Raw genomic sequence first — 11344 nt, 5'->3', positions numbered from 1 at the left:
ATCCGGCGTCGTCCTCATTTCTCCCCCGGTGCCGCCGCACCTCGGGGCCTCAGCGGTCCGGGTGCGCGGGCGGTGCAACGCGACGCCCCGCCGACCCGGGCGGGTCGGCGGGGCGTCGGAGATGCGGCGGTGATCAGGCCACGAAGCGGGTCCGGCGGCGGCGGGCCACCAGGTAGCCGGCGGCACCGGCGACGAGCAACAGTGCGCCGACCCCACCGACCAGGGCCGTCGAGCTACCGGTGATCGGGAGCGGGCCACCGTCACCGGCGCCCGTGCCACCGTCACCCCCGCCGGGGCCGTCCGTGCCGCCGTCGGTGCCGGTCGCGTTGACGAGCAGCTTCGTGACGTCGTTGGCCGCGTTGGTGTCCTCGGTGAAGCCGTCGCACTCGCACTTGGCGTTGATGGTCACGCTGCCTGCGGCGTCCGGGACGACCTTGTCGATCCGCAGGCCGAACGGGAAGGTCTGCTTCTCGTCCACGGCGAGGTAGATGTCCGGGAGGCAGCGGTACGCCTTGGCGCCAGGCGTGCCGGCCTCCGACCAGTCCGCGTCGCCGTCGTCGAAGGGCACGCAGGTGTCGGGCACCTCGACGGCGGTGGTGCCGGTCGGCACGACGACGTCCACCTTCGTGACGGGGCTGCCGCTACGGCTGAAGTCCAGCGACGCCGGTCCGTCGTTACGGACGCCGACGGTGGCCCCGACCACCGCACCGGCCTTGCCCTTCACCGAATCGCCGAGCGCGGCCAGGTCCGTCCCGTTCGTGCCGGTGGCCTTGACCACCACGCCGGACCAGTTGTTGTACGGGTCGGTGTCGGACTGGAGACCCCGCCGGTTGCCACCCTTGCCCAGGCTGAGGTCACCGCCGTCGCCGGGCTTGCCGATCGAGATGCCCAGATGCGTCAGGTACGTCGTGAAGTCCTCGAACTCCGCCACCGTCATCCAGTTGTGGTAGCCGTAGCTGCGGCCCGGGGCGTAGGCGTCCTTGCCGAGCAGGTACGGGACGTCAGCGGTCCAGCTCTCACCGGGAGCCGCGACCAGGTCGGTGAAGCTGCACGTGCGCAGCTGGTCACCCTCGTAGGTGCAGTTGCGGTACTTCTTGCCGGGGCGGATGGCCCGGTCGTGGTCGAAGACCGCCACGGCACCCTTGACGGTGCTCTGCCCGACGTTCTGCACCGTCAGCGGGGCGGTGAAACTCCCACCGGGGGCGGTGGACCGCGTCACCTCGGTGCCGCCGGCGAGGTCGACACCCTCGCCGACCCGGACCTTGGCGGTGTGGCTGGCCGACTTGGCACCGTCCGCGCTGACCGTCACCTTCAGTTCGCCGCTGTCGCCGTCCTGCGCGTCAGCGGTCGGTGCGATGACGACGCTGAAGTAGCCGCCGATGCCCCACTCGGCCAGCTCGACCTCGAACGGGTCGGTGCAGACCAGGACGCCCTGCTGCGGGGAGGTGCAGTCACCGCTCGCCCCGCTCTCCGGCTTGACCGTCACCTTGCCGCTCAGCCCGGCGAAGTCGTAACGCACGCTCAGGCCGCGCAGGACGACCGGCACGGAGCTGTGCAGCGTGGGCGAGTTCGTCTTGCCTTCGGAGCCGAGTGCGACGGTCGTGTCATCGAAGTAGATGCCAAGATCGACCTTTGCGCTCTCGGCCGATGCCGGGGTGGCCGAGGCGGCGACGAATGCTCCGGCCACGCTCAGCCCGGCGAGCCAGCGCCGGGTCGAGTGCTTGAGCATCATGGATTTCCTCCCGTGGATGAGCAGCGAAGCCTGCGAATCCTATGGATCTCGCGCTTCCCGTGCTGCCCGTGCTGCCGCGTGGGCCCAGAGATGGGCCGAACGGCCGGCTGAACCGACACAACGGCCGGGTCGGGTCCGTCGACGGTTGCCACGACCAGCCGGACCGGGTCGCCGACGGGACTCGGATGGTGGAGGAGGATCAGGCGACGAAGCGGGTCCTGTGACGGCGGGCCACCAGGTAGCCGCCGAGGCCGGCAACGAGCAGCCCTCCACCCAGCGCGGCGAGAGATGCGGCGGCGCTGCCGGTGATCGGCAGTGAACCGTCCCCGTCCGGTTCCCCACCACCGGTGCCGTCGGCGGCCGGCAGGAACACGATCTCCGCCCGGTCGTTGCGGTGATCGGTGTCACCGTCGAGGGCGGTGGTCACCGTCCCGGCGGTCCGCCGGGTCAGCCGGTCGACGCGTAGCGTCAGTTCGTACGAGAAGGTCTCCCCGGGGCTGGCGAGGTCTCCGGGACCACCGCACCCGTAGGACCGGGCACCGGGCTCGCCTGGGGCGCCGCCGTTCCACTTCCCGTCGGTGACCGGGTAGCAGTTGTCGACGATGTCGACCACCGTCATGCCGTCCGGGATATCGACCTGTATCAGGGGTTGTTCCCGCCACGTCTCCACGATCGTCGGCCCCAGGTTGCGGAAGCCGATCGTCATCCTCACCCGGTCACCGACCCGCACCCGGGCCTCGTCGCCCACGGCGGCGGCGTCCGCCTTCCGGTCACCGGTGATGGTCACCCGGACGTCGGTCCAGTTGTTGCGGACGGTGGGATCGGTCCGCGCTGTGGACGGCTGGGCGACCAGGCGCAGCTCGATGCCGTTGCCGGGAGTGTCGGGTGGTTTCGGTGCAGTCGGGTCCTTCTCGACCAGCGCCCAGTCGTCGGTGGTCCACCAATGCAGCCGGTTGGTCACCACCAGGCCGCTGCGGGCGATCCTGTTCACCCTGAACGGCAGCGGATCCGAGAGGCGGTAGGTGACGCCCGGTTCGAGTTCCGTGTCGAAGTGGCAGACGAGCGGGGTGCCCTCCTGCCATCGGCAGTTCCGGAAGTTGTCGCGGTACGTCAACAGCCAGTCCGGATCCATGGTGAGCACGACACCGCGTTCGGGCCCGGGGCCGGCGTTGCGCACGGTGCCGGTGACGTCGAGCAGATCGCCGGGCTCGACGCTCAGCTCCGCCTTCGGTGCGGTCTGCAGGTCGACTCCCTCGACGACGGTCACCGTGGTGGTCCGGGTGCCGTCGGCCTCGGGCGACGTCACGTGGAAGCGAAGCTCGACCCGGGTGTCCAACGGCGCGTCCGACCGGGCGTCGATCTGGAAGAACAGGGTGGGGAACTCGTTCGACATGGCCGCCTTGCCTCTTTTGGCGGTGCAGCTCAGGTGCCTGGCGGGTTGGGCGCAACTCCAGCCGTCGCCCGAGGTGGTGAGGCGGCCGACCTTGTCCAGCTCGGACAGGTCCATGTCGAGGTGGAACGGCTCGCCCTCGGCGATGTGAGAGATGTCGATGCGGACCTGGCCCGAGGTGCTGTGCCCGGGGGCGACCAGCAGGTCCCGCGCCTCGATCCTCACCCCGCCGGCTGCGGCCGGCGCGGCGGCGGTGGGGACGAACGCGCCAGCGGCCACGGCGGGTGCGGCGGCGGTGCCGACGAACGCGCCGACGGCGACGGATGAGGCGAACCAGCGCCGCAGGTGGTGCCGAAGCATGAGGACTACCTTCCGGCGGGTGACGGAGCGTGGTCAGCCTCTCACGCTGACCGCGTTCCGCGTCGCCCCGCCGCGCCGGGACGTGGTCGCTCGGACCGCACCGTCAGCGGTAGTCGTCCTCGTCGGCGGTGACCACCCGGGCCTGCTCCATGGCGTCCCAGTCGGCGACCTCCAGGCCCCGGTGCGGCTCGGCGTCGGTCTCGTCCGGGCCGATCACGGCGGCCTGCTCGACCGCGTCGGCCGGCTCGGCCTCCAGGTCGCGTTCCTGCGGGTCGAGGTGGTCGCTCGGGGTGAAGTCCTCGTCGGGCTGACCCATCGTCCCTCCCTGGTTGCGGCGGCCTGTCCACCCCACCGTACGGGCTGGTGGCGCGGGTCGCCCGGTGGGCGCGGGAACGTGGGAACGCCCCTCCCGGGACGACCGCCGGTGTCAGGATGGATCGGTGGGCTTCCTGATCCGACTGGTGATCACGGCGATCGCGCTGTGGGTCACCACGCTGGTCGTGCCCGGGGTCGACGTCACCGGGCGCAACGGCGCGAACACCGCTCTCACCCTGCTGCTGGTGGCGTTGATCTTCGGTGTGGTCAACGCGGTCCTCAAACCGGTGATCAAGGTGGTCGGCTGCGTGTTCTACCTGCTCACCCTCGGGTTGTTCGCGCTGGTGGTGAACGCCCTGCTGTTCATGCTGACCGATTGGCTCGCGCGGGCGGTCGACCTGCCGTTCCGGGTGGACGGTTTCTGGGCCGCCTTCTGGGGGGCCATCGTGATGGCCGTGGTCACCTGGTTGATCAGCGTCGCCGTACCGGACCGGTGGGAGCGTCGGTGAGGCCGACGGGTGGACGGTCACCGGGGCGGTTGTGTCCGCCGTCGCCTCCTACGGGATACTGCCGACGGTGGACAGCGCGGTCCGGCGCACCCATGGAAGACAGCGGCCAGCGCGGCCGAGAGCGGTAAGTAAGGAGCGTTTCACATGCCCATCGCTTCCCCCGAGGCTTACGCGGAGATGCTGGACCGGGCCAAGGCCGGCCGGTACGCGTACCCCGCGATCAACGTGACCTCGTCGCAGACCCTGAACGCGGCGCTGAAGGGCTTCGCCGACGCGGAGAGCGACGGCATCATCCAGGTCTCCACCGGTGGTGCCGAGTACCTGTCCGGGCCGTCCGTCAAGGACATGGTGACCGGTGCGGTGGCGTTCGCCGCGTACGCGCACGAGGTGGCCAAGAAGTACCCGGTCAACATCGCGCTGCACACCGACCACTGCCCGAAGGACAAGCTGGACGGCTTCGTCCGGCCGCTGATGGCCATCTCCCAGGAGCGGGTCAAGGGCGGCCAGGAGCCGCTGTTCCAGTCGCACATGTGGGACGGCTCGGCCGTGCCGGTGGCGGAGAACCTGCAGATCGCCGCGCAGCTGCTCGACGAGGCCGCCAAGGGCAAGATCGTCCTGGAGATCGAGGTCGGCGTCGTCGGTGGCGAGGAGGACGGCGTCGAGAACGCCATCAACGACAAGCTCTACACCACCGTCGAGGACGGCCTGGCCATGGTCGAGGCGCTCGGCCTGGGCGAGAAGGGCCGCTACATGGCGGCGCTGACCTTCGGCAACGTGCACGGCGTCTACAAGCCGGGCAACGTCAAGCTCAAGCCGGAGATCCTCAACCAGATCCAGGAGGCGGTCGGCGCCAAGTACGGCAAGGACAAGCCGCTCAGCCTGGTCTTCCACGGCGGGTCCGGCTCGCTGCTGGAGGAGATCCGGGAGGCGCTCGACTACGGCGTGGTGAAGATGAACATCGACACCGACACCCAGTACGCCTTCACCCGGCCGGTCGCGGACCACATGCTCCGCAACTACGACGGCGTCCTCAAGATCGACGGCGAGGTCGGCAACAAGAAGCAGTACGACCCGCGTGCCTGGGGCAAGCTGGCCGAGGCCGGTCTCGCCGCCCGGGTCGTCGAGGCGTGCGAGCACCTGCGCTCCACCGGTACCCGGATGAAGTGACCCTGACGTACCCCGTCGACGGCCGGCTCCCCACCCGGGGGCCGGCCGTCGCCGTCGGAGCCCGGCCAGCCGGGCCGCACGTCAGGCGGTCGCGGTGAGCACCCGGACGGCCTCCCGTACGTCGTCGGTGAGGTGGATGCTGCCGGACAGGTCACCGGCCGGCGACCCGGCGAACAACGGCCGCAGCAGCGACTCGATCGGCAACTCCCGGGTCCAGTACGCCCGGTCGAGGAAGACGTACGCCCCGCTCGCCCCGTCCGTGCCGTAGTACGTCTTCGTCGCCGCCTGGAACACCTCCTGCACGGTGCCGGCCCGGCCGGGTGCGAAGACGATCCCACCCCGGGCCAGCCGCAGGATGGTGTCCTCCCGGATGGCGTTGGAGAAGTACTTGGCGATCCGCCCGGCGAACAGGTTCGCCGGTTCGTGCCCGTACAGCCAGGTGGGGATGGCCAGCCCACCGGAACGGGCCCAGTCCAGCCCGGGGCCGCGCTGCTGCGGCACGGTCGCCGTGTAGCGGTCCCGCACGGTCAGCGCGGCGGCCGTGTACCGGTCGTGGTCGGTGAAGTCGGGGGCCACCGCCAGCAGGTCGATCGCCGTGTTCAGCTCCTGCACCGGCCAGGCGGACAGGAACGCGCCCAGGTTGGCCGCCTCCATCACCCCGGGACCGCCGCCGGTCACCACCAGCCGGTCGGCCCGCGCCAGCTCCCAGCCCAGCACCGCCGCCATCCGGTACGGCACACTGCCGCGCGGCACCGCGTGCCCGCCCATCACCCCCACCACCGACTGTGGCCCGTGGGTGGCGAGCCAGGTCCGGGTGGCGTCGGCCAGGGCGTTGTCCACCCCGTGGTCGTGCAGCCGCTGGCCGAGTGCCTCCTTCACGTCCGGCAGCGCGCCACCGTGGGTGCGGAAGTGGTCGTAGACCCGGGTATCGTACATCCCGGCGAACCCGGCATCGGCGAACCCCTCGGCCAGGTCGGTCGGGGTGTAGAGATGGGCCGGCTGGGTCGGGTACGGCAGGCCGGAGAAGGGCGGCACCACGTTCGCGCCGCGCCGGACCAGGTCCGCGCCGACCTCCCGGCCGGCGAACCGGCAGCCGACGAAGAGGGTGCCGGCCACGTCGGTGGCGGTCAGGTCGGGGACGGGGTCGAGGTCGAGGCGGAGCCCCTGCACGGTCAGCCCGGCGAGGCTGTCGGCGGCGAGGTGCCTGTCGAACTCGGCACGGGTCTCGATCTCGTCATGACTGGTGTCGTGCGGCGCGATGACGTCCGCGGGAGGTGGGGTGGGCACCCCGCCATCCTGCCCCCACCCCGCCACCGCGCGCCGGGGCAGGGGTACCGACGACAGGAGCCCGGCGACCGAGGCCGCCGGGCTCCTGCGTAACCGGGTCCTGGGGAGGCTCCGGACCAATAGTTGTAGTGGAAAATATCTTCGGGTGGCATGGGCCGCAGGGCCGGTACGGTCGGCCGAGGGTTCACCCGACGGGGCCGACGGTTCACCCGGTAGGGTCCCGACGTGACGTAGACCTCCACCGTTCAGCCAGCGTACCCACCCGACCCCCTCGCGCCCCGCAGGGCGAAGCGGGTTGAATGGGGCGATGCAGAACCTGTTGCCTGAGCCTCCGGCCACCCTCCTGCCCGCGCACGACGACGCGGACGCCGCGCTGGCCGCCGCCGCAGAACAGGGCACCGACGAGGCGTACGCCGAGGTCGCGGCCCGCTTCCCGACCCACAGCGCGGCCTGGGCGGCGCTGGCCACCCGGGCCCTGGACGATGGCCAGGTGGTCGCGGCGTACGCGTACGCCCGCACCGGCTACCACCGCGGCCTGGACCAGCTGCGGCGCAACGGCTGGAAGGGGCACGGCCCGGTCCCCTGGTCGCACACCCCGAACCGGGGCTTCCTGCGCTGCCTCTATGTACTGTCCCGGGCAGCCGGGGAGATCGGCGAGGCGGACGAGGCCGCCCGCTGCGCCCAGTTCCTGCGCGACTGCGACCCGGCGGCCGGGGACGCCCTCGCCAGCGCCTGACCGGCCGGTCGACGCCGGCCCGCCCCGACAGTTCGTACGGGTGGGCCGGCGTCGCCATTCCCTGCGTCGCCATTCCCTGCGTCGCCATTCCCTGCGTCGCCGTTCCCTGCGTCGCCGTTCCCTGCGTCGCCGTTTCCCGCGTCGCCGTTTCCTGCGCCGGTCAGAGCCCTTCGGCGACCGCCGCTGCGATCTTCAGCCAGGCGTCCCGGGTGGCCGAGGAGAGCCCGCCGTACCGGATCGGCTCGCCGGTGTCGATCAGCCGCTCGTACGGCGCGAGCAGCACCGCCCTCGTCCGGGCGGCGAAGTGCTCCTGGATGGCGGGCAGGTCGATCTCCTTGCGCGACGGGGGCATCGACACCACCGTGACGGCCTGCCGGACCAGCCGGTGCCGGCCGCTCTGCTCCAGGTGGTCGAGCATCCGGGCGGCCGTCTCCGCCGAGTCGTTACGGGCCGACATGGTGACCACCAACTGGTCGGTGGCGTCCATCGCGGCCTGCCAGTTCTGCGCCCGGACGTTGTTCCCGGTGTCCACGAAGATCAACTTGTAGAACCGGCTCACCACCTCGCGGATCTCGGCGAACGCCGCCGCCGTCAGCATCTCGCCCCCGGTGGCCGACTCGTCCGAGGCGAGCACGTCGAACATCCCCTCGCCCTGCGAGCGGACGTACTGCGACAGGTCGCCGATCCGGCCGTGCGGGCCCTGGAACTGCCCCAGGTCCCGCAGCATGTCGCGCACCGTACGGGAGTGGAAGTCCTGCTGCGCCCGCATCCCGAGGGTGCCCTGGGTCTCGTTGTTGTCCCAGGCCAGCACGTAACCCCCACGCTTCTGCCCGAAGGTCATCGCGAGCAGCAGGATGGCCACCGTCTTGCCGGCCCCACCCTTGGGATTGACCACTGTCACCTGGCGCAGCCCGCCGAAGTTGCGGCGCACCATCTCGATGTCCCGCTTCACCTCCTGCTCGTGCTGTCCCGGTGGGAGCTTCACCAGGCCGATCCTGTTGACCATGGCCCGGACGCCCATCGTGGCGATCGGCTCGGCCGGCCGGATCTGCCGACGACGGGCGAAGTCCTCGGCGGTCGGCGCGATCCCGCTCTCCGGCGACCACCCCATCTCGGGGTAGCCGGCCGGGGAGAGCGGGTCGGGATAGGCCGGCGCGGACGGGACCGCCGGGAGCGTCCCGCCGGAGGTCGACGGCTCCGGCCAGGACGGCCGATACCACCCGCCGGTCACCTGCTGCCCTGGTACGGGCTGCTCCGCCGCCGGCTGCGGCCCCGGAACCGACTGCCCCGGCGTCTGGTGCGCTACGGCGTGCTGTTCCGGCGTCTGCTGTGGTCCGGTCTGCTGCCCAGGCGTCTGGTGTGGTCCGGCCTGCTGCCCCACGACCGGCTGGGGTTCGGGGGACGGCTGGTCCGGCCCGGGTTGCAGCCCCGGTGCCCGGTACCCGTGCACCTGTTGCTCGGGCAGCGGCAGGTCAGGGTTCCACGGCTGGGGCAGCGACAGCCCGGGCTCCGGCGGATCCGGCGGTTCGGACCGTGAGAGCTGGGGCGTCGGCTGTTCGGGCGGTGGCGGGCCGGCTTCCCGCGACTCGGTCCAGCTCGCAGTGGGGTCCGGCCGGTCCGGGCCGCTGTCCCCGGTGGCGGGCCGGAACTCTCCGGTGACAGCGGGGTCGGTGACGGCGGGCGGGAACGGTGGCGGTCCGGCAGGGGCCGGGTGGGGAGCCCCGTCGGCTGCGGTCGGATGCTGCGGGGGCGGCTGCGGGCCGACGGTGGCGCGGTCCACAGGCACCTGCTGCCCGTCGGGCACGTGCCCTGACCCGCTGGGCGGGTGCTCCGGCCCGCCGGGTCCGGGTGCGGCTGCCTGTGGGTGGGAGACCCCGTGCATCGGACCGGTGGCCCGGTCGGGCTCGTCGGTTACGGTCGAGAGCCGCTGGGGCGGCAACGCCCAGGGTGAATCGCCCCGCCCCGTGGACTGTGCCGGCACCGCCGCCACGACTGCCGGGCCGACCTCCTGGATCTTGGAGGATTTCGGCCCCCCGGAGGGCCCGAACTTTCCGAGATTCAACTCGGTCGGGTCGTCTCCGTGCGCCACGACGCTCCCGTTGCGCGGCGGGGACGGTGGGGCGGGGTGGGACGGGCTGTTCGGCGGGGGCGTCGCAGCAGCCGACGTGGACGGTCCGGCCCCGTGACCGGCCCCGGTCGGCGCTGCGACATAGGTCGGCGGTGCGACATAGGTCGGTGGAGCGACAGGGGTCGGCGGTTCGACGGAGGCCGGTGGACCGGCGAGCGACGGGTCCAACGTGAAGGGCAGGTCGAGATCCACCCGTCCGGTCCGGCCCGGACCTGCTCCACCGGCCGGTGCTGGCGGCCGACGCGTACCGCCACGATCCGCCGGGACGGCGTCCCCGGCAGCGGGATAGCCGGGCAGGGGGTCGTAACCGGGGGAGCCGTTGTACTCCGGGAAACCGTCGTCCCTCGGAGGGAGACCGGTCGGGAGGGTCGGCTCGGGCAGGTCGGGCACCCAGCCGTCACCCGTCGGGGCCCAGCCGCCGTCGGTCGGCAGCGGCGCGACCTCCGCCGCGAGCGACGGGTACGCCGTCGGCGGGTAGACAGGTGTGGGCTCGGCGGCCCAGTGCGGCACCGGGGGGTCGGGCGGCCAGAGAGGTTCGACGTCCCGCTCCGGCCCCGGCTGTTGGCCTGGCTGTCCGGCCCGGCCGGTGTTGTCGTCCACCACGGATCCTCCCCACTCCTCCCGCCGAGGATAGGCCGTCCCGTTCCCGTTACGCCGGGTGACGGATGCGGGGAACAGTCAGCCGGTGAAGACCGCCCAGGCCCCGGGCTCGGTCCACCAGGACCGCTTGCGGCTCAGCTCACCCTCGACGCCGTCGTCGAGGAAGGGCACCCGCTCGTCCCGGGGGATCACCGCCACCGCCCGGCCCCGGGCCCGTCGGACCTCGTACCGGATCTTCTTCTTCCTACCCAACGTCGGGCGGGTCGGCACGGGAACGGCCACCGCGACCTCCACCCGACCGTCGGCCGGGTCGCCGGCGGTGAGCAGCGGCAGCGAGTCGAGGGTGGCGTAACCGCCGGCGTTGCCGATCGCGCAGGCCAGGATCGGGTCCGCACCGTCGGAGAGCACCGCGTCGTCCACCTCGACCCGGCCCCGCCAGTGCAGCGGCCGGCCCGCCTCGTCGGTGGCACCGAGCAGCGCCCCGTCCAGGGTCACCGAACCACCGTCGTTGCGCAGCAGGTCGAGCCGGCGTACCCCGTCGTCGAGCACGGCCGCAGCCACCGCCGCCGGGTCCCGGGGCAGGCCGAGTTGCGCGGCCAGGTCCCGGTGCGGGCCACCCCGGGCCGGATCGAGCGGGAGTACGCCGATCGGCGGCAGGTCGGGCACCGTACGGTTGCCGGCCAACTCGGCGGGACGACGGCTCGGCGGTGGGGCGTACCGGCGGACGAGCCGACGCACGACGGCGCGCAACTGGGCGTCGCTGGCGACGGCGACGACCAGCCTGGTCTTGCTGTCCGGATCGGGCCAGGCGAGGCCGTCGGGGCGGGCCGGGGCGTCCAGCCGGACCAGCACCTCGTCGACCTCGGCGTCGGAGCGGGCGACGACGGTCTCCACCCGGGCACCCCGCGCGGTCAGCGCGTCCGCGCAGGCCAGCACCGGTACGCGCGGCGTCTCGCAGCGCTGTCCGTCCGGCGGCGCGGCCGGTTTCCCGGTGGCCTCCGGAGCACCGCCGCAGCAGGCGTCGCCGCTGCCGCAGCCCCCGCCGGGAGCGTCCCGCTCGGAGCCGAGGGTGAGCAGCACCACGTCGTACACTCCGGGCCTCCTGCCTTGCGACGTGAAC

8 protein-coding genes and 1 pseudogene are annotated in these 11344 nt (G+C 72.4%); 3 read left to right on the top strand and 6 right to left on the bottom strand.

Annotation, left to right across the window (positions count from 1 at the left end; genetic code table 11):
• Positions 1–133: 133 nt before the first annotated feature.
• From ACN267_RS24020 to ACN267_RS24010, 3 genes are all read right to left on the bottom strand, one after another.
• On the bottom strand, positions 134–1729 hold the full coding sequence (locus ACN267_RS24020; protein ID WP_421489705.1) for an LPXTG cell wall anchor domain-containing protein: 1596 nt from the start codon (positions 1727–1729) through the stop codon (positions 134–136).
• A 202-nt stretch (positions 1730–1931) separates the two neighbouring features.
• The gene (locus tag ACN267_RS24015; RefSeq protein WP_421489704.1) at positions 1932–3482 is read right to left on the bottom strand and encodes an LPXTG cell wall anchor domain-containing protein; all 1551 of its coding nucleotides are present in this window, start codon (positions 3480–3482) and stop codon (positions 1932–1934) included.
• Positions 3483–3585: 103 nt separating this feature from the next.
• Positions 3586–3798 (bottom strand): hypothetical protein, encoded by a 213-nt coding sequence (locus ACN267_RS24010; RefSeq protein ID WP_204928469.1) that lies wholly within the window; start codon positions 3796–3798, stop codon positions 3586–3588.
• A 124-nt stretch (positions 3799–3922) separates the two neighbouring features.
• Between ACN267_RS24010 and ACN267_RS24005 the strand changes: the two genes are divergently transcribed.
• Both ACN267_RS24005 and fbaA read left to right on the top strand, forming a co-directional pair.
• The gene (locus ACN267_RS24005) at positions 3923–4306 is read left to right on the top strand and encodes a phage holin family protein (protein WP_281901436.1); all 384 of its coding nucleotides are present in this window, start codon (positions 3923–3925) and stop codon (positions 4304–4306) included.
• Positions 4307–4450: 144 nt separating this feature from the next.
• Complete coding sequence (gene fbaA, locus ACN267_RS24000; protein ID WP_204958498.1) at positions 4451–5473, top strand: class II fructose-bisphosphate aldolase; 1023 nt, start codon at positions 4451–4453, stop codon at positions 5471–5473.
• An 81-nt stretch (positions 5474–5554) separates the two neighbouring features.
• Here the strand turns inward: fbaA and ACN267_RS23995 are convergent, their stop codons facing one another.
• Entirely contained in the window at positions 5555–6760 is a 1206-nt protein-coding gene (locus tag ACN267_RS23995) for an LOG family protein (protein ID WP_204958499.1), read from the bottom strand.
• A 307-nt stretch (positions 6761–7067) separates the two neighbouring features.
• Between ACN267_RS23995 and ACN267_RS23990 the strand changes: the two genes are divergently transcribed.
• Positions 7068–7496, top strand: coding sequence for a DUF3151 domain-containing protein (locus tag ACN267_RS23990; protein WP_204958500.1), 429 nt, complete (start codon positions 7068–7070; stop codon positions 7494–7496).
• 160 nt (positions 7497–7656) lie between these two features.
• Here ACN267_RS23990 and ACN267_RS23985 read toward each other — a convergent pair.
• A pseudogene (locus ACN267_RS23985) lies at positions 7657–9345 on the bottom strand (chromosome partitioning protein); the annotation flags it as partial.
• Positions 9346–10302: 957 nt separating this feature from the next.
• Complete coding sequence (locus tag ACN267_RS23980; RefSeq protein WP_421489703.1) at positions 10303–11316, bottom strand: hypothetical protein; 1014 nt, start codon at positions 11314–11316, stop codon at positions 10303–10305.
• Positions 11317–11344: the final 28 nt, after the last annotated feature.

This window comes from Micromonospora sp. WMMD734 (genome assembly GCF_049178975.1).
GTDB lineage: Bacteria > Actinomycetota > Actinomycetes > Mycobacteriales > Micromonosporaceae > Micromonospora > Micromonospora wenchangensis.
This window is presented reverse-complemented; position numbering and strand designations above follow the sequence as displayed.

Excerpts from the sequence above, each read along its gene's own strand:
- ACN267_RS24020 (WP_421489705.1), bottom strand. The coding sequence starts at position 1,729 with ATGCTCAAGCACTCGACCCGGCGCTGGCTCGCCGGGCTGAGCGTGGCC.
- ACN267_RS24015 (WP_421489704.1), bottom strand. The coding sequence starts at position 3,482 with ATGCTTCGGCACCACCTGCGGCGCTGGTTCGCCTCATCCGTCGCCGTC.
- ACN267_RS24010 (WP_204928469.1), bottom strand. The coding sequence starts at position 3,798 with ATGGGTCAGCCCGACGAGGACTTCACCCCGAGCGACCACCTCGACCCG.
- fbaA (WP_204958498.1), top strand. The coding sequence starts at position 4,451 with ATGCCCATCGCTTCCCCCGAGGCTTACGCGGAGATGCTGGACCGGGCC.
- ACN267_RS23990 (WP_204958500.1), top strand. The coding sequence starts at position 7,068 with ATGCAGAACCTGTTGCCTGAGCCTCCGGCCACCCTCCTGCCCGCGCAC.